Annotated in this window: 21 protein-coding genes; 15 read left to right on the top strand and 6 right to left on the bottom strand. The window is 73.1% G+C overall.

Going from position 1 to position 24,393, the window contains the following annotated elements; all coding sequences use genetic code 11:
* The first annotated feature begins 360 nt into the window (after positions 1–360).
* A complete protein-coding gene (locus tag ABEA93_RS26675) occupies positions 361–1,296 on the top strand; it encodes an NAD(P)H-dependent flavin oxidoreductase (protein WP_345678328.1) in 936 nt (311 codons plus the stop codon).
* 6 nt (positions 1,297–1,302) lie between these two features.
* On the opposite strand, the gene ABEA93_RS26670 is transcribed toward ABEA93_RS26675, so the two are convergent.
* Positions 1,303–2,307 (bottom strand): phosphatase PAP2 family protein, encoded by a 1,005-nt coding sequence (locus tag ABEA93_RS26670; protein WP_345678327.1) that lies wholly within the window; start codon positions 2,305–2,307, stop codon positions 1,303–1,305.
* A 448-nt stretch (positions 2,308–2,755) separates the two neighbouring features.
* Here ABEA93_RS26670 and ABEA93_RS26665 point away from each other — a divergent pair, with 448 nt between their 5' ends.
* The gene (locus ABEA93_RS26665; protein ID WP_345678326.1) at positions 2,756–3,304 is read left to right on the top strand and encodes an STAS domain-containing protein; all 549 of its coding nucleotides are present in this window, start codon (positions 2,756–2,758) and stop codon (positions 3,302–3,304) included.
* Positions 3,305–3,463: 159 nt separating this feature from the next.
* Here ABEA93_RS26665 and gabT read toward each other — a convergent pair whose 3' ends face one another.
* Positions 3,464–4,822, bottom strand: a complete 1,359-nt coding sequence (gene gabT / locus ABEA93_RS26660; protein ID WP_345678325.1) for a 4-aminobutyrate--2-oxoglutarate transaminase — start codon at positions 4,820–4,822, stop codon at positions 3,464–3,466.
* A gap of 166 nt (positions 4,823–4,988) precedes the next feature.
* Entirely contained in the window at positions 4,989–7,388 is a 2,400-nt protein-coding gene (locus tag ABEA93_RS26655) for a type IV secretory system conjugative DNA transfer family protein (protein WP_345678324.1), read from the bottom strand.
* Positions 7,389–7,613: 225 nt separating this feature from the next.
* Here ABEA93_RS26655 and ABEA93_RS26650 point away from each other — a divergent pair, with 225 nt between their 5' ends.
* The 9 genes from ABEA93_RS26650 (at position 7,614) to ABEA93_RS26610 (ending at position 19,766) form a co-directional block, all read left to right on the top strand.
* The gene (locus ABEA93_RS26650) at positions 7,614–9,176 is read left to right on the top strand and encodes a PucR family transcriptional regulator (protein WP_345678323.1); all 1,563 of its coding nucleotides are present in this window, start codon (positions 7,614–7,616) and stop codon (positions 9,174–9,176) included.
* A gap of 151 nt (positions 9,177–9,327) precedes the next feature.
* Complete coding sequence (locus tag ABEA93_RS26645; protein ID WP_345678322.1) at positions 9,328–10,770, top strand: aldehyde dehydrogenase family protein; 1,443 nt, start codon at positions 9,328–9,330, stop codon at positions 10,768–10,770.
* 137 nt (positions 10,771–10,907) lie between these two features.
* A complete protein-coding gene (dxr, locus tag ABEA93_RS26640) occupies positions 10,908–12,176 on the top strand; it encodes a 1-deoxy-D-xylulose-5-phosphate reductoisomerase (RefSeq protein ID WP_345678321.1) in 1,269 nt (422 codons plus the stop codon).
* Positions 12,173–13,474: a M50 family metallopeptidase gene (locus ABEA93_RS26635; RefSeq protein WP_345678320.1), complete on the top strand. Its 1,302-nt coding sequence runs from the start codon at positions 12,173–12,175 to the stop codon at positions 13,472–13,474. Before dxr ends, ABEA93_RS26635 begins: the two co-directional genes overlap by 4 nt.
* 269 nt (positions 13,475–13,743) lie before the next feature.
* On the top strand, positions 13,744–14,901 hold the full coding sequence (gene ispG, locus ABEA93_RS26630; protein WP_345678319.1) for a flavodoxin-dependent (E)-4-hydroxy-3-methylbut-2-enyl-diphosphate synthase: 1,158 nt from the start codon (positions 13,744–13,746) through the stop codon (positions 14,899–14,901).
* A gap of 210 nt (positions 14,902–15,111) precedes the next feature.
* The gene (locus ABEA93_RS26625) at positions 15,112–16,653 is read left to right on the top strand and encodes an alpha/beta hydrolase (protein WP_345678318.1); all 1,542 of its coding nucleotides are present in this window, start codon (positions 15,112–15,114) and stop codon (positions 16,651–16,653) included.
* Between the two features lie 98 nt (positions 16,654–16,751).
* The gene (locus ABEA93_RS26620) at positions 16,752–18,257 is read left to right on the top strand and encodes an alpha/beta hydrolase (protein WP_345678317.1); all 1,506 of its coding nucleotides are present in this window, start codon (positions 16,752–16,754) and stop codon (positions 18,255–18,257) included.
* A 107-nt stretch (positions 18,258–18,364) separates the two neighbouring features.
* Entirely contained in the window at positions 18,365–19,210 is an 846-nt protein-coding gene (locus ABEA93_RS26615; RefSeq protein ID WP_345678441.1) for a GNAT family N-acetyltransferase, read from the top strand.
* Positions 19,211–19,232: 22 nt separating this feature from the next.
* Positions 19,233–19,766, top strand: a complete 534-nt coding sequence (locus tag ABEA93_RS26610) for a GNAT family N-acetyltransferase (RefSeq protein WP_345678316.1) — start codon at positions 19,233–19,235, stop codon at positions 19,764–19,766.
* Positions 19,767–19,823: 57 nt separating this feature from the next.
* Here the strand turns inward: ABEA93_RS26610 and ABEA93_RS26605 are convergent, their stop codons facing one another.
* Genes ABEA93_RS26605 through ABEA93_RS26595 form a run of 3 tightly spaced genes read right to left on the bottom strand, consistent with a single transcriptional unit; the run spans position 19,824 to position 21,702 of the window.
* Complete coding sequence (locus ABEA93_RS26605) at positions 19,824–20,708, bottom strand: aminoglycoside phosphotransferase family protein (RefSeq protein ID WP_345678315.1); 885 nt, start codon at positions 20,706–20,708, stop codon at positions 19,824–19,826.
* Between the two features lie 41 nt (positions 20,709–20,749).
* Positions 20,750–21,223: a ferritin-like domain-containing protein gene (locus ABEA93_RS26600; RefSeq protein WP_425585107.1), complete on the bottom strand. Its 474-nt coding sequence runs from the start codon at positions 21,221–21,223 to the stop codon at positions 20,750–20,752.
* Positions 21,220–21,702, bottom strand: coding sequence for a hypothetical protein (locus ABEA93_RS26595; RefSeq protein ID WP_345678314.1), 483 nt, complete (start codon positions 21,700–21,702; stop codon positions 21,220–21,222). The genes ABEA93_RS26600 and ABEA93_RS26595 overlap by 4 nt, the downstream gene beginning before the upstream one ends.
* Positions 21,703–21,917: 215 nt before the next feature.
* On the opposite strand from ABEA93_RS26595, the gene rimP reads away from it, so the two are divergent.
* From rimP to ABEA93_RS26575, 4 genes are all read left to right on the top strand, one after another.
* Entirely contained in the window at positions 21,918–22,448 is a 531-nt protein-coding gene (rimP, locus tag ABEA93_RS26590; RefSeq protein WP_345678313.1) for a ribosome maturation factor RimP, read from the top strand.
* Positions 22,449–22,451: 3 nt separating this feature from the next.
* Positions 22,452–23,486, top strand: coding sequence for a transcription termination factor NusA (gene nusA / locus ABEA93_RS26585; protein WP_345678312.1), 1,035 nt, complete (start codon positions 22,452–22,454; stop codon positions 23,484–23,486).
* 9 nt (positions 23,487–23,495) lie between these two features.
* Positions 23,496–23,855 (top strand): YlxR family protein, encoded by a 360-nt coding sequence (locus tag ABEA93_RS26580; RefSeq protein ID WP_345678311.1) that lies wholly within the window; start codon positions 23,496–23,498, stop codon positions 23,853–23,855.
* Positions 23,856–23,952: 97 nt separating this feature from the next.
* A partial coding sequence (locus ABEA93_RS26575; RefSeq protein ID WP_345678310.1) for a translation initiation factor IF-2 N-terminal domain-containing protein occupies positions 23,953–24,393 on the top strand: 441 nt, incomplete at its 3' end.

Below are 24,393 nucleotides of genomic sequence, written 5' to 3'. Positions count from 1 at the left end.
AGTATCGCCTCCGGGACGGGAGCAAGACGGGGCCGGAGCGAGCGACGCTGATCGGCGGCCGGGTCTGCAAGTTGCTGCGTAATGAAAGCTCCCGTTCGCCTGGGCGTCAAGATGCCGTCAACAACTGATTCCGAAGGCTTCCGCCTGACCCGACGTCAGTTTCCTTTGTCTCAGGCCGTCGACGCCCAAGGAATCCGCAGTAGTTGATGCGGAAATTTTCCCGCAGTGTGAGACCTCCGTTACCGGTGTGATACCGGAGGCTGAGCGGTTGTGTTCCGGGTGTGACCGGCCGGTGGCGGAACGGGATCGCCCGGGCAGTGGATCTTCAGCCCGCGGGCCCGTCGCGGTACGGTCCGCGCCATGGCCAACCGCGTCCTCGCCCACACCGGCGCCCGCTACCCGATCGTCCAGGCGCCCATGGGCTGGATAGCCCGCTCCCGCCTCGCCGCCGCCGTCTCCCGGGCGGGCGGCCTCGGGATGATCGAGACCTCCTCCGGGGAGGTCGACGCGTGCCGCGCGGAGATCGACGCGATGGTCGCGGAGGGGCTGCCGTTCGGGGTGAACCTGCCCCTGATGTTCCTGCGCGACGACACCCTCGTGCGGTACGTGGCCGACGCCGGGGTCCGGTTCGTCACCACGTCGGCGGGCAGCCCGACGCGCTACCTGCCGATGCTCAAGGAGCACGGCCTGACGGTGTACCACGTCGTCCCGTCGGTACGCGCGGCCCGCAAGGCCGTGGAAGCGGGCGTCGACGGCCTGGTGGTGGAAGGCGCGGAGGGCGGCGGGTTCAAGAACCCCGACGAGGTGTCGCTGCTGGTGCTGCTGCAAGCGGTCCGGGCGCTCACCGACCTGCCGCTGATCGCCGCGGGCGGGATCGTCGACGGCCGCGGCATGGCGGCGGCGTTCACGCTCGGCGCCGAGGCGGTGCAGATGGGGACGCGGTTCCTGTCGAGTGCGGAGAGCCCGGTGCACGGGAACTACAAGCAGGCCGTGGTGACGGCCGACGAGACCGGGACCGTGGTGGTGAACCGGTCGGGGAGCCCGACGATGCGGGTGCTCAAGACGGACTACTCGAGCGGCCTCGCGGCCGCGGGCGGACCGGCGGGCGGGTCGCTGGCGGCGGTGAAGCGGCTCTACTTCGAGGGCGACATGGAGGCGTCGCTGGCGTCGGCGGGGCAGTCGGTCGGACTGGTCGACGCGGTGCGGCCGGCGGGCGAGATCGTCGAGGAGACGATGCGCGGGTTCCACGCGGCGCTGGAGGAGACGGCGAAGCGGGCGGGGGAGCTGAGGACGTAGCGGCGGTCAGTCGGTGGCGCGGGTGCTGCCGGTGCCGCCGGTTTCCGGGGCGAACGTTTCTGCCGCCGGACGGTCGACGGGCGTGAACCGCGCGGCCGCCCACAACGCCACGCCGCAGAGCGTCCAACTCGCCAGCACGTCGCCGAGCCAGTGGTAGTCGCACCACAGCAAGGCGAAGCCGACGAGCGCGCACAGCACGACCGCCCCCGCGTAGACCCGGCGCCGGGCCCGCGGGCCGAGCACCGTCCCGAGCAGCAACGCCGCGGCGCCGAGACAGATCGCGGAGGTGGCGGTGTGCCCGGACGGGAAGAAGCCCCACTCGCCGCGCGCGATCTCGTGCTCGCCGGGGCCGGGCCGGGCGATGACGATCTTCCCGCCGATGACGATCGCGGATACGGCGCCGACGGCCGCCGCGACGGCGACGTAGAGGCGGGTGAGGGCCGCGGTGCCGGGGGATGACGGGGTGGCGGGGGCGGGTCCCCGTGGTGACGCCGGGGGCAGGGCGGCCGAGGCTTCCGCCCGCGGCGCCTGGTGCGGCTCGGTGGCGGCCACGGCTGCGTCGCCTGCCTCCGGCCCGCGCGCGTCCGTGGGCTGTTCCGTCTCCGCGGCCATCGCCCGGCGGTGCGCGATCCAGCCCGTTGCCAGCGCGCACACCAGCAGTACCGAGCCGGCCTGCAGCGGGCCGCCCAAGTCAGCCAGCGCGTGCATCGGGCCGTCGAGCCACGACAACCCCTGCGTCGCCGCCAGGTCGCGCATGCCGTCGCGGACCGCACTGTCCAGCGGGATCAGCGGTCCGGCAGCGGCGAGCACCTGGACGGTGAGGAAGACCAGGAAGGCGAGCAGCAGGCCGGGGACCAGCAGCGGGCGGCGGACCGGGGAGGGCCGCCGCCCCGGGACGGGGGGCGTTGTCCCGGGGCGGCGGCGGCCGGCTTGCTCAAGGCCGGCCTGGGGTCGGCCGGGCCCGGAACGGGGGGGTGTGCCGGGTCCGGCATCTGGGGTCCTCGCGTGCATCTCACTCGAAGATACGTGGAACGGGCGCGCCCGAGTTCCCGATTCGCGTCCTTCGACACAATCCCTGCACACCTTCTCCACGCCCTTCGCGCTGTGCGTCCTTGCTTGGCCGTCGTCCCCGTGCCGCCGCGGCTGCGGGTACCCGGCCGGACCGGTGCCGAAAGCCGCCTCCGGACCCTCCCTGTGATTCCCCCTGGTTCCCCCTGGCGTGCCGTGGCGGATCTCTTGCCTCCCGGGCTCTGGCGTTGTCAGCCGCTGTGGATGTACGGTGTCAGCCCCGGATTGTGAGCGGCGTCACAGCACGGGCTAACCGGTTCTCCGCACGACGGAGGCCCGGACCGACGAGGGGGCACACCGGGCGTTGAACCGCCCGAGGTTGGGCGACGTGACGTCAGCGCACGGTCCTCCGAGCCCGCCCGCCGTCGGTTCGCAAAGGTAGGGTTCCAAGGTGGTTGAAGAGTCCGGCTATCCCACACACCGCGCCACGCACCACACAGCACCGCAGGTGCCGTCCTCCGCGACACCTGCCGCGTCGGCCCGCGCCCGCCGCTTCACGACGGCGTACACCCCGCTGCGCGACGCCCGCTTCACCGAGCCGCGCGGCACTCCGCGCCCCGCCCACCGCGAGCACCATGCGGGCGCCGACACCGGCATCGGTGTGGTGATCACCAGCGACCGCCAGCTCCGCGTGGTCCGCACGGCGAAGCCGCGCGGCATCCGCCTGGACGGCGAAGTCGACTTGGCCAACGTCGAGATCGTGCGGCAGTCGCTGCGTTCCGTGGCCCGCGACGGCGCCGACGTGATCGTCGACGTGCACCGCCTCGCCTTCATCGACGTCGCGGGTCTCCGCGTCGTCGTCGAGGGCGCCGCGGAACTCGCCCGACGCGATGCCCGCCTGGTCCTCGTCGGCGCCTCCCGGCAGATGCTCCGCATTTTGCGGCTGTGCGGCTGGGACGCGGTCGACGGGCTGCACATCGGCGAGCCCGGCACCACGTGACGTGCGGTTGCACCCAGGGCGTGGAGCCCGCGGCCGGCCCGGTTTTCGGCGCCCGTACACAAAATCCGTGCGAGAGCGGCATCGGCAAGGCCCGGGAACGACCGCGGCCGCGGCCCCCGAAGACGGTAGGGGGCCGCGGCCGCGGGTGTGCGCCGGACGTCAGGCGGTGACCTGCGCGATGGCCTTCTCCAGGATGTCGAGGCCCTCGACGAGCAGGTGCTCCGGCATGACCAGCGGCGGCAGGAAACGCAGCACGTTGCCGTAGGTGCCCGCGGTGAGGACCAGCAGGCCCTCGGCGTGGCAGGCCTTGGCGATGGCGCCGGCGTAGTCCGCGGCGGGCTCCTTGGTGCCGGGCTTGACCAGCTCGATGGCGATCATCGCGCCGCGGCCGCGGACCTCGCCGATCGCCGGGTTCTTCTCCGCGATCGTGTTCAGGCGGCCCTTCATGACCTCGCCGATGCGCTGCGCGGCACCGTTGAGGTCGTGCGCGCGCATGGTCTCGATCGCGCCGAGCGCCGCGGCGCACGCGACCGGGTTGCCGCCGTAGGTGCCGCCCAGGCCGCCCGCGTGCGCGGCGTCCATGATCTCGGCGCGGCCGGTGACCGCGGCGAGCGGCAGGCCGCCCGCGATGCCCTTGGCGGTCGTGATCAGGTCCGGGACGATGCCCTCGTCGTCGCACGCGAACCACTCGCCGGTGCGGCAGAAGCCGGTCTGGATCTCGTCCGCGACGAACACGATGCCGTTCTCGCGGCAGAACTCCACGATCTTCGGCAGGAAGCCCTTGGCCGGCTCGATGAAGCCGCCCTCGCCCAGGATGGGCTCGATGACCACGGCGGCGACGTTGTGCGCGCCGATCTGCTTGGTGACCGCGTCGATCGCGGCGGCCGCGGCCTCGTCGGCGCAGTTCTCCGCACCGGTCAGCCAGCGGAACGGGTACGCCACCGGCACCCGGTAGACCTCGGGCGCGAACGGGCCGAAGGACTCCTTGTACGGCATGTTCTTCGCGGTGAGCGCCATCGTCAGGTTCGTCCGGCCGTGGTAGCCGTGGTCGAACACGACGACCGCCGTGCGCTTGGTGTAGGCGCGGGCGATCTTGACCGCGTTCTCCACCGCTTCGGCACCCGAGTTGAACAGCGCGGTGCGCTTCTCGTGGTCGCCCGGGGTCAGCTCGTTGAGCTGCTCGGCGACGGCCACGTACGAGTCGTACGGGGTGACCATGAAGCAGGTGTGCGTGAACCGCTGGAGCTGCTCGGTCGCGCGGCGGACCACGGCCTCGGCGCTGTTGCCGACGCTGGTCACGGCGATGCCGGAGCCGAAGTCGATCAGCGAGTTGCCGTCGACGTCCTCGACGACGCCGCCGCCGGAACGGGTGACGAACACCGGCAGGGTCGTGCTGACCCCGCGGGCCACGGCCTTGTTGCGGCGCTCCATCAGCTCGACGGACTTGGGGCCGGGGATGGCGGTGACAAGCCGGCGCTCCTGCGGAAGCGACGGCCCGCCGGGCTGCGAAGCGCCCATCGAGGTCTCCTTGTGACGGGAAGGCGGGTATGACCGCAGGCTAGGTCGGTTTCGGGGCGCCGTGCATGCGCCACACCGGTGAAGTGGGTCGGGTCGACCTGGCCGCGGTGGACAAGTCGGCGGCGTGTGCGGCCGACCGCCTCGACGCGGCTCCGGCCCGGCCCCGCTACTTGCCCAGTTCGACCAGCACCGGCCCGGTGCGCTCGCCCTCGCGGGTCGTCAGGCTGCACAGCGCGTGGCGGGCGCCGAGTTCCCCGGTGATCTCGGACGGCGACCACCGGTACCGCTCGACCTTGCGCACCGTCACGCTCTCCGAACCGCCCGCCGCCTTCTCCCCGAACAGCGCGCCCATCAGCGCGAAGCGGGTCTTGCGCAGCAGGCCGCCCTCCGGCGCGCCCTTGGTCACCGACGTCTCCTCGACCAGCCGCTTGCCCCAGTGCTGGGCGAACGCCTCCGCATCGCGGGGACCCGCGCCCGGCAGGACGGCCTTGCAGCCGACCGCACCGAAGACCGTCGCTCGCAGCCGCGGCGCGAAGTCGTCCATCGAGCGCACCGCCAGCACCATTCCGGCGTTGCGGCTGCGCAGCCAGGCCATGCCCTGCGCGGCGTACTCGTCGACGAACGCGCCCGCGCCGTCGGCGATCAGGCAGGTGAACACGCCGTCGTCCGCGGCGGACGTGTCGCGTGCCGCGGCGGCTTGGACGAACTGGCCGATGAGGAGCCGGCCGACGATGCGCGCCGCGTCCGGGTAGGACGCTTCGTTCAGCGCCACCCGCACGCGCACCGGGCGGTCGATGTGGCGCATCGCGAAGCGCTGCCGGGACGGGTCGAACAAGGCGGCCACACCGGGACGCTCCAGCACCGACAGGCGCTGCACGACGGCGCGCGCGCCCTCGTCGGCCCGGGCGAGCGTGCGCAGGCCGCGTTCGAACTCGCCGGCGCGGCCCGCCGCCTCGAGGGCGGTACGGAGCGCGTCGACCGCGTCGGCGTGGCCGTCGAGCAGGTCCAGGAGGGCGGCGAAGCCGGGGTGGCGGCCGAAGGCCGCGACGTAGGCGGCGATCGCCTGGTGCAGCGCGCTGCGGGCGGTGTCGCGCAGCCGGGCGTCGTCCTCGTCGCCCAGTGCCGCGGTGGCGAGCCGGTCCGCGGCCTCCTCGGCCGTCGCGGAACCGCCGTACGGGTCGATGCCCCACGCCGAGTCGGGGTCGCCCAGCACGATCTCGATGTCGTAGGCGCCCTTGCGGGCGAACGCGGCGCCCTTGGCGTCGAGCACCACCACGGACGCCGCCCCGGCCAGCGCCGACAGGCTCAGCGACTCGACGACCGGCCGCAGCAGCGCGTCGGCCTCGCCCGCGGTGGACGGGCCGACGACCACCATCGACGTGCCGAGCACATCGGGTTCCAGCGCGAATCCGACCGCGCGCACCGGTGCGGTGTTGCGGTCGCTGTCCGCCGCTTCGCCGACCTTGACCTGGCCGGTCATCAGGTCGTGCACGGCTTCGCGGGGCTTGAGGTCGCGGGCGCCGGAGCCGTGCGCGCACGCCCCCGCGCCGCGTTCGCGGACCTCGTGGGCGACGTCGTCCAGGAAGTCGAAGTCGCCGCCGCTCGCTTCCAGAACCCGGCGGAGCCGCAGATAGTCGACGTCGCCGAGGCGGCCGAGGTCGGCTTCCTCGTCGAGCCGGTTCGCGGCGCCGACGAAACCGGCGTCGCGCAGCTCGGGCCACAGGTCGTCGTCGGCCGGCGCGGCCGTCTCGGCGGCGTCGTCGGGGTCCGCCGGTTCGGCCGGGCGCGGCTTGGCGAGGTAGGGCCGCAGCACCTCGGGCCAGCGCCCCCAGTAGGCGGCGGCCGCCAGGAACGCCGCGTTGTAGACGATGCGGATGAGCCACTGCAGCTCGTGCAGGGTGTGGCGGCTGTCCGGGAACGTCTGGAGGAGGAGCCACACGAACGGGCGCTGCAGCATCGCCCAGGCGACCAGGCCGGCCAGCAGGAAGGTCCCGGCGCGGCGCCACTGCTCGGCCGTGGGCTTGCCGTTGGCCTCGGCCCGGGTCTCGAGCCGTTGCAGGAGCGGCGCGAGGTAGGGCAGGAGCAGTTCGTGCCAGCGGCCGACGTACGCGAAGAAGCCGATGCAGGCGACCCAGAACAGCGAGGCGAACAGCGGCCACAGGAACTCGGGGATGACGTTGATGACGATCCACGAGTACACGAGCACGAACCAGCGGAACGCGATCGCGGACAGCAGCAGCCACAGCACGGCACGGCGGATCAGCGCCCCGTCGGGGCGGCGGCGGGCCCGGTCGTCGAGGGCTTTGAGCTTGAGCGCGGCTTCGTCGCGACCGTACGCGTACACCCCGGGCGCGTCGCGGAACCGCGGGGCGAACACCCAGGACCGCAGGTCGGATCCGGGCTGCTTGACGAGGGACGCGCTGCCCGGACGGGCGGGGTGCGGCACGGCACCGGCCGGCGGCGGCGCGAACGCCGGGGCTTCCGCGTCGGGGTCCTGCCACCACTGCCCGGCGGTGTCGGTCGTGGCCCCGCTCTCCGGTCCTTGGGCGCCCCGTCTGCGTTCCACGTCCATCCCGTCACCGCCGCGTCGATTCCCGCACCAGGAAACGCACTCAATGTAGTGGACCGTTGCGGAGGAGTGATGATCATTCCGCATGGCGACACGCGGCTGCTGCCGCGACTGCGCCGCCGCGGCACAATGGAGGAGTCCTCGTGCTCCACTTCGGCCCAACGCCGCCGCTCCCGACGGGGCGGCGCCGCAGGCCGCCGCTTCGCCGTCAGGAACCGCGCCATGCCTCCCACGCTCGACCAGCTCGTCCGCGCCCCCGCGCTCGACCTGCTGGTGCTGGCCGGGGAACGCAACCTCGACCGGCAGATCCGCTGGGTGCACACCAGCGAACTCGCCGACCCGACGCCGTACCTCGAAGGCGGCGAGCTGGTCCTGACCACCGGCATGAAGATCGGCCGGTCGTCCGACGAACGCCGCGCCTACGTCGAACGCCTCGCCGAAGCCGGCGTCGTCGGCCTGGGCCTCGGCATCGGCCTGACGCACACCAAGGTCCCCGCCGCCGTCCTGGAAGCCGCCGAGGAACGCGGTCTGCCGGTGTTCGCCGTGCCGCGCCCGACGCCGTTCATCGCGATCAGCAAGATGGTGTCCTCGGCCCTGGCCGCCGACCAGTACGAGACCGTCACCACGAGCTTCACCGCCCAGCAGGAACTCACCCGCGCGGTCCTCGGCCGGGAAGGCACCGCGGCCCTGATCCGCCGCCTCGCCGCCCGGCTCGGCGGCTGGGCCGCGCTGTACGACGCGTCCGGCACCCCGGTCCACGTCAGCCCGGCCCCCGCCCGCTCCCGGGCCGCCGCGCTCGCCGAGGACGTCACCCGGCTGCGCGGCCTGTCGGCACCCGCCTCGGCCTCGCTGCAAGGCTCCGGGCCGCACGGCGAACGCGTCGTCCTGCAGTCCCTCGGCGCGGACCGGCGCATCCGCGGCTTCCTCGCGGTCGGCTCGGAGAACCCGCCCGGCGCCGCCGACCGCCAGATCGTCGCCTCGGCGACCTCGCTGCTCACCCTCGCCCTCGAACAGTCCCGGGCGCTGCACGCCGCCGAGGGGCGCATGCGCACCGCACTCCTGCGCATGTGGCTCGGCGACGCGGCCGACCTCGGCGGCGACGACGCGGACGGCGGCCTGGTCCGCGCGATCGCCGCCGACCTGGGCACCCCGCTGCCGTCCGGCGACGTCGTCGTGGCCTCCGCCCGCGGCCCGGAAGCGGCCCGGCTCCCCTTCGCCGAGCGCGCCGCGGCCCTGGGCACCGACGTGTTCACCGCCGACTTCGACGACACCGTGGTGGTCGTCGCACCGGCCCGCCTCGCCGAGGGGGATCCGGCCGCGGTGTGGGAGCGCGCGGCCCGCGACCTGCCCGGCATCGTCGTCGGGGTGTCCGGCACGGTGGCCGCGGACCCGGCCGGCGTCGCGGAAGGGCACCGGCAGGCCCGGCAGGTGTACGGCATCGGCGTGCGCGGCGACCGCACCGTCAGCGTCTACGGCCAAGCCGCCGCCTCCCTCCTGCCCCTCCTCGGCGGCGACGCGGTGCGCGCCTGGGCCGAGGAACTCCTCGCCCCGCTGCACGCGCACGACGCGGGCGGCCGCGGCGACCTCGTCGCGTCGGTCCGCGCGTGGCTCGCCCGGCACGGCCAGTGGGACGCCGCCGCGGGCGACCTCGGCGTGCACCGGCACACGCTGCGGTACCGGATCCGGCGTGCCGAGGAGATCCTCGGCCGCCGCCTCGACGACCCGGACGTGCGGGCGGAACTGTGGCTCGCGCTGCGCGCGGCGGGGGAGCCGGAGCCGTCCTGACCGGCACCGCCGACCGGCTGGCCATTCCGTAGCGTTCGCCGAGCCGGATTCCGCCGCAGTGGACAAAGCCGCTCCCGCGCGCCCGCCGTACCGTGAGGGACAACGGCGCGGCCCTGCGCCGATCCCGTACGCGCAGCAGCATGGAGTTCCCGTGACCACGACCCACGCGTTCTGGCTGGCCGGTCGGCAGGCGACCGGCGAGTCCGCCTTCGACGTCACCCACTCCTACGACAACAGCCTCGTCGGCCGGGTCAGCGTGCCCACCGACGCGCAGGTCGAGGAAGCCGTCGCCGCGGCCTACGCCGTCCGCGACGAGTTCTCCGGCCTGCCCGCGTACCGCAAGGCCGCCGCGCTCGACCACGTGGCCAAGCGCCTCGCCGAGCGCACCGAGGAGATCGCCCGCCTGATCACCGCCGAGAACGGCAAGCCGATCAAGTGGGCGCGCGGCGAGGTCGGCCGCGCCGTCTCGGTCTTCCGCTGGGCCGCCGAGGAAGCCCGCCGGTTCAACGGCGAGGGCATGCGCCTCGACACCGACGCCGGCGGCACCGGCCGCTACGCGCTGGTCCGCCGCTTCTCGCGCGGCGTCGTGCTCGGGATCGCGCCGTTCAACTTCCCGCTGAACCTGGTCGCGCACAAGGTCGCCCCGGCCATCGCGGTCGGTGCGCCGATCATCCTCAAGCCGGCCCCGGCCACCCCGATCAGCGCGCTGGTGCTCGGCGAGATCCTCGCCGAGACCGACCTGCCCGCCGGCTCGTGGAGCGTCCTGCCGGTGCCGAACGACAAGATGCCCGCGCTCGTGCAGGACCCGCGCCTGCCGGTCATCTCGTTCACCGGCTCGGGCCCGGTCGGCTGGTCGATTCTCGACTCCGTGCCGCGCAAGCACGTCACCCTCGAACTCGGCGGCAACGCCGCCGCGGTCGTCCTCGCCGACTACGCGTCCGACGCCGACCTCGAATGGGCCGCGACCCGCATCGCGACCTTCTCGAACTACCAGGGCGGCCAGTCCTGCATCTCGGTGCAGCGGGTGATCGCCGACGCCGCCGTCTACGACCGCCTCGTCGAGAAGGTCGTCGCCAAGGTCGGCGCGCAGGTCACCGGCAACCCGTCCGACGACACCGTCGACGTCGGCCCGCTGGTCAGCGAGGACGCCGCCAAGCGCGTCGAGTCGTGGGTCGACGAGGCCGTCGCGGGCGGCGCGAAGCTGCTCGCCGGCGGCAAGCGCGAAGGCGCGACCTACGCGCCGACCGTCCTCACCGACCTCCCGGACAACGTCACCCTCGCGTGCGAAGAGGTCTTCGGCCCCGTCCTGACCATCGCCAAGGCCGACGGCACCGACGCCGCGTTCGCCGCGGTCAACGCCTCCAAGTACGGCCTCCAGGCGGGCGTCTTCACGCACGACCTGCAGACCGCCTTCCGGGCGCACAAGGAACTGGAGGTCGGCGGCGTGGTCATCGGCGACGCCCCGTCCTACCGCGCCGACCAGATGCCGTACGGCGGCGCCAAGGAGTCCGGCGTCGGCCGCGAGGGCGTCAAGTACGCGATGGACGACTTCACCTACGAGCGCGTCATGGTGCTCACCGGCCTCGACCTCTGATCGAGTCCCCCCTACGACGGGCCCGGCGACCTGGGGTGGGTTGCGCCGGGCCCGTTTGCCTTTCCGGACGGGCCGCCCGACCGGTTGCGCGGCCGGGCGGGCGACGGGAGGGCATCCGCGCCCGCCACAATGGTGCGATGGACTCCCTGGCCGACCCGTACGCCCCGTTCTCCGATCCGTCCCGGCCCGCCGCACGGCGCGACGTCGTGCTGCTCGGCTCGACCGGTTCCATCGGGACTCAGACGATCGACGTCGTCAAGGCGAACCCCGACCTGTTCCGCGTCGTGGGCCTGTCGGCCGGCGGCGGACGCGTCGACCTCCTCGCCGCCCAAGCCCTCGAACTCGGCGTCGAGGTCGTCGCCGTCGCGCAGGCCACCGCCGCACAGGACCTCCAGCTGGCGTTCTACGCCGAGGCCAAGCGCCGCGGCTACGCGACCGGCGAGTACCAGGTCCCGCGGATCCTGGCGGGCCCCGACGCGGCCACCGAACTCGCCGCCCACCCGTGCGACGTCGTGGTCAACGGGATCACCGGCTCGATCGGCCTGGCCCCCACGCTGGCCGCCCTCAACGCGGGCACCACGCTGGCGCTCGCCAACAAGGAATCGCTCATCGTGGGCGGCCCGTTGGTCAAGGCCGCGGCCAAGCCCGGCCAGATCGTCCCGGTCGACTCCGAGCACTCGGCGCTGTTCCAGTGCCTCCGCGGCGGCCGCTACGACCAGGTCCGCAAGCTCGTCGTCACGGCCAGCGGGGGCCCCTTCCGCGGCCGCTCGCGCGCCGAGCTGACCGACGTCACCCCCGCGCAGGCGATGGCGCACCCGACCTGGGACATGGGCCCGGTCATCACCATCAACTCCGCGACCCTGGTCAACAAGGGCCTCGAAGTCATCGAGGCGCACCTGCTCTACGACGTCCCGTTCGACCGCATCCAGGTCGTCGTCCACCCGCAGTCGATCATCCACTCGATGGTCGAGTTCATCGACGGGTCGACCCTTGCCCAGGCCAGCCCGCCCGACATGCGGCTGCCCATCGCGCTCGGCCTCGGCTGGCCCGACCGGGTGCCCGACGCCGCCCCCGCGATGGACTGGACGAAGGCGCAGAGCTGGGAGTTCTTCCCGCTCGACCACGAGGCGTTCCCCGCGGTCGCGTTGGCCTGCGAGGCGGGTGCGACGGGTGGGACGGCACCCGCGGTGTTCAACGCGGCCAACGAAGAATGCGTGGACGCGTTCGTCGCCGGGAACCTTCCGTTCCTCGGGATCGTGGATACCGTCGCGCGCGTTGTCGGAGAGCACGACGTCCGCGGGAAGGGCGAGGAAGGCCTCACACTGGAGGACGTCCTCGACGCCGAACTGTGGGCCCGCCACCGTGCGCGAGAACTTGTCGCCGAAGCTCTGGGAGTCACCCGATGACGCTGCTCATGACCGTGATCGGCATCGTCGTCTTCGTGTTCGGGCTGCTGTTCTCGATCGCGTGGCACGAGGCCGGTCACCTGGCGATGGGCAAGCTGTTCGGCGTCCGCGTCCCGCAGTACATGGTCGGCTTCGGCAAGACCCTGTGGTCGAAGAAGGTCGGCGAGACCGAATACGGCCTCAAGGCCATCCCGGCCGGCGGCTACTGCCGGCTGATCGGCATGTTCCCGCCGGACGACCAAGGCCGCGTCAAGGCCAAGAGCACCTCGCCGTGGCGCAGCATGATCGAGGAGGCCCGCGAGGCCTCCTACGAAGAGGTCGGCCCCGGCGACGAGACGCGGATGTTCTACACCCGCAAGCCGTGGCAGAAGTTCCTCATCATGCTGGCCGGGCCGGCGATGAACCTGGTGTTGGGCGTTGCGATCCTCACCGGAACGTGGATGTTCTACGGCATCAACCAGCCGAGCACCAAGGTCGCCGTCGTGACCGACTGCGTGGTGCCCGCGAGCGACGCGAGCCGCGAGTGCAAGGCCGACGACGCGGCCGCGCCCGGCAAGGCCGCCGGGCTGAAGGTAGGCGACCGCATCGTCGAGTTCGGCGGGGTCCCGGTCAACTCGTACACGGACCTCCAGCCGCTCATCCGCAAGAGCAGCGGCCAGGTCACGGTGGTCGTGGAACGCGACGGGCAGCGTGTGACCCTGACGCCGACCATCGCCCAGAACGAGATGGCGAAGCTGGACGGCAACGGTCAGGCGATAGACGGCAAGTACGTGCGGTCCGGCTTCCTCGGCTTCAGCCCCCTGATCGAGCGGAACACCCTGGGCGTCGGCGGGGTCGTCGACGAGATGGGCACGTACATCGACAAGTCCATCGAAGGCCTGGCGCGGATCCCGCAGAAGGTCCCGGCGCTGTGGGGCGCCGCGTTCCAGGGCGAGGAGCGCGACAAGGACTCGCCGGTCGGCATGGTCGGTGCCGCCCGGATCGGCGGCGAGGTGCTGGCCGCCGATGCTCCCGCGACCGACCGGATCTTCTACTTCGTGCAGATCCTCGCGATGGTCAACATCGGCCTCTTCCTGTTCAACATGCTGCCGCTTCTGCCGCTGGACGGCGGGCACATGGTCGGCGCGCTGTGGGAATCGCTCCGCCGCCGGGTCGCCCGGATGTTCCGCCGCCCGGACCCGGGGCCGTTCGACGTCGCCAAGCTGATGCCGGTGGCGTACGCGGTCGCGATGGTGTTCATCGGCTTCACGGTGCTCGTGCTGATCGCCGACCTGGTGAATCCGGTCAAGGTCACATAACCCGCGCCTGACCTGCGCCGACACCGGGCCCGCACTGCCGCGCAGTGCGGGCCCGGTCGTTTTCGGACACCCGCGGTGATCGCCTTCCGGGCCGGACCAGCCGGTTGTCGCAACGCTATGTGCCGGTACTGCAACAGATTCGCTCGGTAGGGGACGCCTTTACGCGGTTGCCTGGCGCGTGCCGTAGCGTTGGTGATCGGCTTCCGTGCCGACTGCGTCGGCGACGGGCCGCGCACTGTTCGTCCGACCTACCCGGGGCTGAAGCAGCTATGACCGCGATCACGCTCGGCATGCCGTCCGTACCCAACCGGCCGATCGCTCCGCGCCGCAAGTCGCGGCAGATCATGGTCGGCAACGTGCCCGTGGGCGGCGACGCCCCGGTCTCGGTGCAGTCGATGACCACCACGCTGACCTCCGACGTCAACGCGACCCTCCAGCAGATCGCCGAGCTGACCGCCTCGGGCTGCCAGATCGTCCGCGTCGCCGTCCCGTCGCAGGACGACGCCGACGCGCTGCCGGACATCGCCCGCAAGTCGAAGATCCCGGTCATCGCGGACATCCACTTCCAGCCGAAGTACGTGTTCGCCGCCATCGACGCCGGCTGTGCCGCGGTGCGCGTCAACCCGGGCAACATCAAGGCGTTCGACGACAAGGTCGGCGAGATCGCCAAGGCCGCGTCCGACGCCGGGGTGCCGATCCGGATCGGCGTCAACGCCGGCTCCCTCGACAAGCGCCTGCTCCAGAAGCACGGCAAGGCCACCCCCGAGGCGCTCGTCGAGTCGGCGCTGTGGGAGTGCTCGCTGTTCGAAGAGCACGGCTTCCGCGACATCAAGATCTCGGTCAAGCACAACGACCCGGTCGTCATGATCGAGGCGTACAAGCAGCTGGCCGCGCAGTGCGACTACCCGCTCCACCTCGGCGTCACCGAGGCCGGTCCGGCGTTCCAGGGCACCATCAAGTCGTCGGTCGCCTTCGGCGCGCTGCTGTCCCAGGGCATCGGCGACACCATCCGCGTCTCGCTGTCCGCGCCGCCGGTCGAAGAGGTCAAGGTCGGCGCGCAGATCCTGGAGTCGCTCGGGCTGCGGCAGCGCGGCCTGGAGATCGTCTCCTGCCCGTCCTGCGGCCGCGCCCAGGTCGACGTCTACAAGCTCGCCAACGCGGTCACCGCGGGCCTCGACGGGCTCAAGGTGCCGCTGCGCGTCGCGGTCATGGGCTGCGTCGTCAACGGTCCGGGCGAGGCCCGGGAAGCCGACCTCGGCGTCGCGTCCGGCAACGGCAAGGGCCAGATCTTCGTGAAGGGCGAGGTCATCAAGACCGTCCCGGAGTCGAAGATCGTCGAGACGCTCATCGAGGAAGCCCTCATCATCGCCGAGCAGATGCAGAAGGACGGCGTGATCTCCGGCGAGCCGATCGTCGACATCAGCTGAGCCCGGTCGGCCGCGGCCGACCGAGGCTGACGCGGCGTCGGCTCAGGCCTCGCGCGGCGGCGCTCTCCAGTAGTTCCCCAGTCCACCCGATCGGGCGTTTTTCCGCCCCGGTCGGGTGGACTGTTCGTTGTTCCCCTTCATCCGCCCGCGGCGGCTGCCGATCATCGGCCGAGGAGGCCGCGCACCCGGCGTCGGCGGGAGGGGGATGCTGTGCCACGCGTCGTGACCAAGAGCCTTGCGGTGGCGGCTGTCGCGGCGGCGCTCGCGGCACTGGGCATCGCCGGTCCCGCGGTCGGCACCGACGGCAGTGACGGCACCGCCGCCGCCGGAGGTCCCGTGCCCCGGGTCTCGCCCGGGCTCGCCTGGGGCGCCTGCCCCGCCGACCTGTCCGGCACGCTGCGCTGCGGCACGCTCGCCGTCCCGCTCGACCACGAGCACCCCGACGGCCGCACCACCACGCTCGCCGTCTCGCTCGCCCAGGCCACCGGCCGCGGCCCCAAGGCGGGCACCATCCTGGTCAATCCGGGCGGGCCCGGCGGGCGGGGCATGTGGCTGGCCGCGGCCGTCCAGCAGCGGCTGCCCGCCGACCTGCGCGACCGGTACGACATCGTCGGCATCGACCCGCGTGGCAACGGCCACAGCTCGCCCGTGCAGTGCGTCGACACCGCGGTCTTCGACCAGGCGCCCAAGCCCGACCCGGTGCCGCGCACCGAGGCCGACAAACAGCGGCTGCTCGACCGGGCGCGCACGTACGCCGAGGGCTGCGCGGCCCGCGGCGGGGACCTGCTGCCGCACATGAGCACCGCCGAGAACGCCCGCGACATGGACGACGTCCGCGCGGCGCTCGGCGAAGCGAAGGTGTCCTACCTCGGCTGGTCCTACGGCACCTATCTGGGCGCCGTGTACGGCCAGTTGTTCCCGCAGCGGGTCGACAAGCTGATCCTCGACAGCATCGTGGACCCCAGCCCGCGCGGGATCTGGTACGGCGTCAACCTCGACCAGGACATCGCCTTCCAGGACCGCTGGCGGGAGTTCACCCGCTGGGCGGGCCGGCACGACGACGTGCTCAAGCTCGGCGCGGACGCGGCCGCGGTGGAGGCCGCCTTCGGCCGGGTGCTCGCCGGCGTCCGCGCGGCCCCGGCCGGGGACATCGGCCCTGCCGAGGTCTACGACATGGTCACCACCGCGATGTACGACGACGACCAGTGGCGCGATCTCGCCCTCGCGTTCGCCGGTTACCTGGCCGGAGACCCGGCGCCGCTCGGCAAGCTCTACGAGCCGCCGAGCGCGGTGCAGGCCAACATGACCGCCGTCTACACCGCCGTCGAGTGCAACGACGCGCCGTGGCCCCGGGACTGGTCGGTCTGGAACCGCGACGCCGACGCCCTGAACCGCGCCAACCCGATCCTCACCTGGCCGAACACCTGGCTCAACGCGCCCTGCCTGTTCTGGAAGACGCCGCCGCGCACGCCGCTGCCGATCGACGGGCGCGGCCTGCCCGGCGCACTGCTCGTGCAGGCCGAGAACGACGCGGCCACCCCGCTCGCCGGCGGCGTCGCGATGCACCGGGCGCTGCCCGCGTCGCGGCTGGTCACGCTGCGCGGCGAGGGCAACCACGGCGTGCTGATCTTCAACCCGAACGACTGCGTGTCCGACGTCGCGTGGGCCTACCTGCGGGACGGCACCCTGCCGTCGGCGGACGTGGTGTGCGCGGGCGGACCCGAACCCGACGCGCGAGAGGCGAACCAATGAGGGGCGGCAGCACGGGGAACGCGGCAGGACGACCGGAGCGGGCACCGGGGGCGGGCACAGCCTCCGCGGCCGGGGCGCGGCGCCGCGGGATCGCCGTCGTGCTCGCGGCGCTCGCCGTGGCCGCGTCGGCCGCGGCCGCGCCCGCCGACACCCCCGCGCCCCAGCCCGCCCCGGAGCACGCCGCGCCCGGCGTGCAATGGGGCACCTGCCCGCCCCGCACCACGGCGGGGGAGCGCTGCGGGACGGTGGCGGTGCCGCTCGACCACGACCACCCGGGCGACCGGACCCTGCAGATCGGCGTGTCCCGTTCGCCCGCGACCGGCAGCGCGGCGGAGCGCCAAGGCGTGCTGCTGATCAACTTCGGCGGGCCCGGCGCGGGTGCCGTGGGGTCGGCCGCGGCGTTCGCCCGGCTGCTGCCGGACCCGGTGCGGCGGGCGTACGACGTCGTCGGCTTCGACCCGCGCGGCCGCGCCACCAGCACGCACGTCGACTGCCTCGACCTGGCGACCTTCGCCCGGGCGCCGAAGCCCGACACCGCGCTGACCACCGCCGCCGGGCAACAGGCCATCGTCGACGCGGCCCGCGTCTACAGCGACGGATGCAAAGCCAAAGCGCCCGACCTGCTCCCGTACCTGACGACCCGCCAGATCGCCGACGACATGGACGCGATCCGCACCGCGTTCGGCGAAGACAAGATCAACTACCTCGGCTACTCGTACGGCACCTACCTGGGCGCCGTCTACGGCCAACGGCACCCCGACCGGGTCCGCCGCATGATCCTCGACAGCATCGTCGACCCCACCCAGGTCTGGTACGGCACCGGCGCCGGCCAGGCGCACGCCTTCTGGCTCCGCTGGCGCGACTGGGCCGACTGGACCGCCCGGCACGACGCCGCATACGGCCTCGGCACCACCCGCGACGCCGTCCTCGCCGCCTGGAACCGCACCCGCGAAGCCCTGGCCGCGAGCCCTGCCGACGGCGCCCTCGGCGGCACCGAGTTCGACACCCTGACCATCGGCGGCCTCTACAGCGACCGGCAGTGGCCCGCCCTCGCCCAAGCCGTCTCCGCGTACGCCCAGCGGTCCGACGCGGGCCCGCTGCGCGACCTCAAGGGCGCGGCCACCGCCGACGACGAGAACTTCGACTCGGTCTTCCAGACCGTCACGTGCGCCGACGCCCCCGCGCCGGCCGACCCCGCGGTGTTCGCCCGCGACACCGAGGACCTCGGCAGGAAGTACGGCTACCTCGGCGCCAACATCGCCTCCGCGGGCGCCTGCCTCTCCCTGCAGAGCAACACCCTTCCGCCCACCGTGATCGACGGCAAAGGCCTGCCGCCGGTGCTGCTCATCCAGGGCACCCGCGACCCGGCCACGCCCTACACGGGCGCCGCGCACATGCGTGCGGCGCTCCCGTCGGCGCGGATGCTGACCGTGCAGGGCAGCGGCAACCACGGCCAGTTCATCGGCGGCGGGCCCTGCGTCGACGACGCGGGCTCGGCCTACCTGGTGCACGGCACGCTCGCCGACGACGCGAGCTGCCCCGCGCTCCCCGAGCCCGACCCGGGGACGCGCGCACCGCGCGGAGCGGTGCCGCCGGTGCGGTGACGGACCCGGCCCGGACCCCCTCGGGTACGCCCGTGTCCCGGCGGGTCCGGGCGGCCCGGGTACCCGTACTCTGGTGAGGTGATCCGCATGATGGCAGGGTGAGGCCCGTGCTTGGCTCGGTTTCCTCCAAGGTGCTCGACGGCACCGATCTGCCCGCGGTGCTGGAAATCCTCGACCGCGACCCGGTGACGAACGTGTTCGTCGCTTCGCGGGTGTACGTCGCCGGTGTCGACCCGTGGCGTCTCGGCGGCGAACTCTGGGGCTACTACGAGAGCGGCAGCCTGACCTCGCTGTGCTACGCGGGCGCCAACCTGGTGCCCGTCGAAGCCGGCCCCGAGGCGATACGGTCGTTCGCCGACCGCGCCCGCCGCCAAGGCCGCCGCTGCTCCTCGATCGTCGGCCCCGCCACCGCCGCCGCGAACCTGTGGGGGCTCCTGGAGCCCGTCTGGGGCCCGGCCCGCGAGGTGCGGCCGCGCCAGCCCCTCATGGTCGCCACCGAGCCGTCCGCGACGGTCGCCCCCGACCCGCTCGTCCGCCGGATCCGCCGCGACGAAGTCGACATCGCCATGCCCGCGTGCGTCGCCATGTTCACCGAAGAAGTCGGCGTGAGCCCGCTGGCCGGCGACGGCGGCGCGCTCTACCGCGCCCGCGTCGCCGAACTCGTCGGCGCCGGACGCGCGTTCGCCCGCATCGAGGACGGCAAGGTGGTCTTCAAGGCGGAGATCGGCGCGGTCACCCCGCACGCCTGCCAGATCCAAGGCGTCTGGGTCGCGCCCGAACGCCGCGGCGAAGGCCTGTCGGAGATCGGCATGGCCGCCGTCCTCGACTACGCGCTGCGCGAGATCGCCCCGGTGGCCAGCCTGTACGTCAACAGCTTCAACCTCCCCGCGCGCGCCGCGTACAAGCGCGTCGGATTCGCCGAGACGGGCGCGTTCATGAGCGTCCTGTTCTGACCACGCGATAACGTTCCGCGCCATGGAATGGACGTGCCGGCTCATCGACCTCGGCGACTTCGCCGTGGAAACCGTCGAGGTGCAGGCCCTCGCCTTCGGGCTCAACGACGACGAGATCGCGGTCCGGCAGCGGATAGTGCACCGGCACGCCGGATTCCCGGGCATCCGCGCCCTCGGCGCCTTCGCCCCGGACGGCAAGCTCATCGGCTTCGGCTACGGCTACCCGAACCTCAAGGACCAGTGGTGGTCGCTCGTCATCGAGCCCTACCTGGCCCGCACCGGCAACGCCGACTGGCTCGACGACGCCTTCGTGGTGGGGGAGTTGCACGTCCTGCCGCGCCGGCAGGGCCTCGGCATCGGCCGCACTCTGCTGAGCCTGCTCTGCCAGGGCCAGGAACGCACCCGCATCCTGCTGTCCGCGGTCGACGACGACACCCCCGCACGGCGGCTGTACTACGGCGTCGGCTTCCGCGACCTCGCCGTCCCGGTGCTGTTCCCGGGCAACGCCCGCCCCTACACCGTGATGGGCGCCGAACTCCCGCTGCTCATCGAATGACCGTCGCATGACCGCGGGCGGCGGCGACCGGAAACCGGTGCGCCGGGCCGGGCTCGGCTACGCGAGCCACTCCGCGACCGACAGCAGGTCCTCACCCGTCGAGTCGTGCACCGACAGGCACCACAGCCCCAGCGCCAACGCCTGCACCAGCGCCCAGCCGCGCACCCGCTCCACGTCCAGATCCAACGAGTTCGCCAGCCACGTCACCCGCCGCCGGACGACCGCCTGCGGCCGCGTCTCCGCGACCACCGTCATCAGCCGGTCCCGCACCAGCGGCCCCAGGTCGAACGCCGGCTCCCCGAGCATCGGCCGCGGGTCGATCGCCAGCCACTTCGCCCGCTCGCCCGCCAGCACGTTCCCGTGGTGGCAGTCGGTGTGCAGCACCACCGTCTGCTCCTGCGAGCCGGCCAACTCGGTGCACAGCGACACCGCCTCGTCCAGCAGCGCCTTCGGGCACGGCTCGCCCAACTCGGCGAACCGGCGCGGCATCGACTCGGTCCAGTACCCCGCCCGTTCGGCGACCAGGTCGATCGGCGACCCCTCCGGCGCGGGCACCCACAGCCGGCGCAGCACCTCGACGGCTTCCAGCATCGCCCGGTCCTCGGGCAGCGACCGCAGCGACACGTCCGGCTGCAGCCGCTCCAACAGCAATGCGCCGCGCGCGGGTTCGGCCTCCAGGAGGCGCACCGCACCGCGGCCGTCCCATATCGACAGCGCGTCCGCCTCGTGCGCGGTGTAGCGGTCGACGAAACCCAGCTTCAGCGTCGCCGGCGTGCCGTCCGCCCGCCGCACCAGAAACGTGAGGCTCAGCGCGCCGCCCGGGAGCACCAGGCGCTCCGGCTCCAGCTCCCAGCGCGCCAGGAACTCGGCGGCGGCCTCCGGGAGTCCGGCCAGCCACGGCCGCGCGGCCTCCTCGCCGCACCAGCGCAACGCGGTGCGCACGAGTCTCGCGGGCACCTCCACAGGACTGCCGGCCGCGCCGGTCACGAGGCGCGCCCCGACGGGGACGCGGGGGTATCCGGCAGCCCCGGGAACGGCACACTCGACCCGCGCCAGGCCGCTCCCGCCACGGCGGCGTCCTGCAGCCACTTCGCGGCCGTCACCCGCGTGTCGCCCGACGCGGCACCGACCAGGTCCACCAGGTGCGCCGCGACGCCTTCCTCCAGGTACACGGCCAACCGCCCCGCGTCCGCGGGCGTGTTCACCGGGAACGGCAGCGCATACGCCGCCGCGGCGGCATGCGGCACCGCACCCTGCTTCTCCACCTGCTGCGCCAACGCGTCGCGGCGGGCCCGGTGCGCGTCGTACGCGGTACGCGCCGAGGTCTGCTGCGCGCCCGTGGACTTGGCGCCGACGACGCCGTAGCCGTAGACCGCGGCGTGCTCGGCGTCCAGCGCCGACTGCATCGCCCGGACCAGCGGCGACTCGGACGACGAAGGGGACGGAGACGTGCTCACGACGGGCTCCCCAGGCTTCTCGCGTGGACGGTCTGACTCGCCGAGATCGACGCGATCGTCCGCGCCAACTGCGGGCCGACGGCCGGAAGATCCGCGATCCGGTCGTCCGCGGCCCGCTGCTCGCGCGCGGCCAGGTCGGCCACCGCGGCCTGCTCGGTCGCCGGCACCGGCTCGGGCGGCGCGGACGGCGGCACGGTCGGCCGGGTCCCGCCCAACGCGGCCAGATGCCGGCCCACCTCGTCGGAATAGGGGCGCAACCGGCCCGCGAGTGCCGGATAAGCGGCGATCACCGCGTCGTACCGGTCGAGCAGTGCCACGGCCGCGGCCCGGGCCCGCACACGGGCCTGGTCGTCCGCTTTCCTTTGGTCCGGTCCCGGCCCCGAACCGCCCCCCGAATCGCAGGCCGCCGCACCCAGGCCCAGGGCGAGAGCGCCGAGGCCGGCCAGGACGGTCCTGCGCGACGGCCCCGCGTCGTGCATTCGTTCGACTCCCGCTGATCGTCCGGTCGAATGGGCCGCGCAAACGGCGCGGATGCTGACGGACGCTATCGCATCCCCGAGGGCGCGGACGGGCGCCCGACCGCGCGTGCACGCGAAGTGTTGCCGACCGGATACTGTTGTCACTCTCAGCGGCCCGGGAGCGGGCCCGCCCGAAGATTCGCGACAACAGCACACGCAGCCGAGGAGTCATCCGGATGAGCACCACCCAGAAGGACCGGCTGCGCGAGTTGCTGGAACCCGTCGCCGCATCTTCCGGTGCCGATCTGGAAGACGTCTCCGTCAGCCCCGCGGGCAAGCGCCGCGTGCTGCGCGTGGTCGTGGACGCCGACAAGGGCGTGGACCTGGACGCGGTCGCGACGATCAGCCGGGCCGTCTCCGAAGCACTCGACGCCTCCGACGTGATGGGCAGCATGCCCTATGTCCTGGAGGTCACCACCCCCGGCATCGACCGTCCGCTGACCGCCGAGCGCCACTGGCGCCGCAGCACCGGTCGCCTGGTCGAAGCCGCGATGGCGGACGGCGGCAAGGTCGTCGGCCGTATCGTCCACGCCGACGCCGACGGCGTCGACCTGGACGTCGACGGCAAGCCGCGGCGCCTCGCCTACGCCGAGATCGCCAAGGCCACCGTCCAGGTCGAGTTCAACCGCAAGACCGATGAGCCCGTCGCGGACGGCACCGACGCCGACGCCGACGACGAGGACGACGACATGAACGAGGAGGCGTAGGACGTGGACATCGACATGAGCGCCCTGCGCGGGCTCGAACGCGAGAAGGAAATCAAGTTCGACCGCCTGGTCGAGGCGATCGAGTCGGCGCTGCTCACCGCATACCACCACACCCCGGGCAGCCAGCCGCGCGCCCGGGTGGAGCTGGACAAGGCCAGCGGCCACGTCACGGTGTGGGCGGCCGAGACCGACGAGGCCGGCCAGACCACGCGCGAGTACGACGACACCCCGCACGACTTCGGCCGCATCGCCGCGACCACCGCCAAACAGGTGATTCTGCAGCGCCTGCGGGACGCCGAGGAAGAAGTCACGTTCGGCGAATACGCCGGCCGTGAGGGCGACATCGTCTCCGGCGTGGTGCAGCAGGGCAAAGACCCGCGCAACGTGCTGGTCGACCTGGGCAAGATCGAGGCGATCCTGCCCGCCGCCGAGCAGGTCCCCGGCGAGCGCTACGAGCACGGCCTGCGGCTGCGCGCCTATGTGGTCACCGTCCGCCGCGGCCCCAAGGGCCCGTCGATCGGCCTGTCGCGCACCCACCCCAACCTGGTGCGCAAGCTGTTCGCGCTGGAGGTCCCGGAGATCGCCGACGGCTCGGTGGAGATCGCCGCGATCGCCCGCGAGGCCGGCCACCGCACCAAGATGGCGGTCTACTCGACCCGTTCCGGCCTCAACGCCAAGGGCGCCTGCATCGGCCCGATGGGCGCGCGCGTCCGCGCGGTCATGGCGGAGCTGCACGGCGAGAAGATCGACATCGTGGACTGGTCGGACGATCCGGCCACCATGGTCGCCAACGCATTGTCACCCGCCCGGGTGAGCCATGTGGAGGTCGTCGACCTCGCCGCGCGCTCCGCGCGGGTGACCGTGCCGGACTACCAGCTGTCCCTCGCGATCGGCAAGGAGGGCCAGAATGCCCGCCTCGCCGCCCGCCTGACCGGGTGGCGCATCGACATCCGGCCGGACACCGAGGGCGACCCCGGAAGCGGTGACGGAGGCCCGGGCGGAAGAACGCCCGAGCCGCGCGGCGGCCGGGAGCGGTAGACTGAGTTGATGTCTGGTCGGACGCGGGCTAGCGCATGCCCTCCTACACGTAAGCGACAGGCCCTGCCGAACCTGGCGGGCCCCGTGCGGACGTGTGTGGGATGCCGAGCCCGAGCCGCCAAGACCGACCTGGTGCGGGTCGTCGCGGTCGAGGGCGCATGCGTCCCCGACCCGCGCGGCACCATGCCGGGGCGCGGAGCGCATCTGCACCGCGACCCCGACTGTCTTGCCCTGGCGGAACGCCGCAAAGCGTTCCCTCGGGCGTTGCGCGTGGTCGGGCCGTTGGACACGGCCCGTTTGCACGCGTGCGTGGCCCCGGAAACCCAGGGCCGCGGATCGGAACAGCAGTACCTCGCGAGTTGGAAGTAGGTCGAGATTGCGATGAGCACTCGATGAGTACGCGATGAGTACGTACATGCGGTAGCGACGGTCCGGCGGACGACCACCCCGGACCAGAAGGAGCGAAGTGGCTAAGGTCCGGGTATACGAACTCGCCAAGGAGTTCGGAGTCGAGAGCAAGGTCGTCATGGCCAAGCTCCAAGAACTCGGTGAGTTCGTCCGTTCGGCGTCCTCCACGATTGAGGCGCCGGTCGTACGCAAGTTGACTGATGCATTCAAGAAGGACGGCGGGCCTTCCGCACGTCCCGCGGCGCGCAAGCCGGCCGGCGGCGCGCCCGCACCGGCGGCATCCGGTGCCCCGTCCCCGTCCGCCGCGCGTCCGGGGCCGCGCCCCGCGTCCGGCGGCGCCCCGACCCCCGGTCCGCGTCCGGCAGCTCAGCCGGGCCCGCGCCCGGCCGACGCCCCGGCCGTGCCCGGCAGCCAGCTGCCCGGCAGCGGTCCGCGTCCGGCTGCTCAGCCGGGCTCCGGCCCGCGCCCGGCCGGCGCGCCGGCCCCGGGGGCCCGTCCG

This window comes from Yinghuangia aomiensis (genome assembly GCF_039542225.1).
GTDB lineage: Bacteria > Actinomycetota > Actinomycetes > Streptomycetales > Streptomycetaceae > Yinghuangia > Yinghuangia aomiensis.
This window is presented reverse-complemented; position numbering and strand designations above follow the sequence as displayed.

Excerpts from the sequence above, each read along its gene's own strand:
- rimP (WP_345678313.1), top strand. The coding sequence starts at position 21,918 with ATGAGCACCACCCAGAAGGACCGGCTGCGCGAGTTGCTGGAACCCGTC.
- ABEA93_RS26650 (WP_345678323.1), top strand. The coding sequence starts at position 7,614 with ATGCCTCCCACGCTCGACCAGCTCGTCCGCGCCCCCGCGCTCGACCTG.
- ABEA93_RS26670 (WP_345678327.1), bottom strand. The coding sequence starts at position 2,307 with ATGCACGCGAGGACCCCAGATGCCGGACCCGGCACACCCCCCCGTTCC.
- ABEA93_RS26580 (WP_345678311.1), top strand. The coding sequence starts at position 23,496 with ATGTCTGGTCGGACGCGGGCTAGCGCATGCCCTCCTACACGTAAGCGA.
- gabT (WP_345678325.1), bottom strand. The coding sequence starts at position 4,822 with ATGGGCGCTTCGCAGCCCGGCGGGCCGTCGCTTCCGCAGGAGCGCCGG.
- ispG (WP_345678319.1), top strand. The coding sequence starts at position 13,744 with ATGACCGCGATCACGCTCGGCATGCCGTCCGTACCCAACCGGCCGATC.
- ABEA93_RS26610 (WP_345678316.1), top strand. The coding sequence starts at position 19,233 with ATGGAATGGACGTGCCGGCTCATCGACCTCGGCGACTTCGCCGTGGAA.
- ABEA93_RS26675 (WP_345678328.1), top strand. The coding sequence starts at position 361 with ATGGCCAACCGCGTCCTCGCCCACACCGGCGCCCGCTACCCGATCGTC.
- dxr (WP_345678321.1), top strand. The coding sequence starts at position 10,908 with ATGGACTCCCTGGCCGACCCGTACGCCCCGTTCTCCGATCCGTCCCGG.
- ABEA93_RS26635 (WP_345678320.1), top strand. The coding sequence starts at position 12,173 with ATGACGCTGCTCATGACCGTGATCGGCATCGTCGTCTTCGTGTTCGGG.
- ABEA93_RS26595 (WP_345678314.1), bottom strand. The coding sequence starts at position 21,702 with ATGCACGACGCGGGGCCGTCGCGCAGGACCGTCCTGGCCGGCCTCGGC.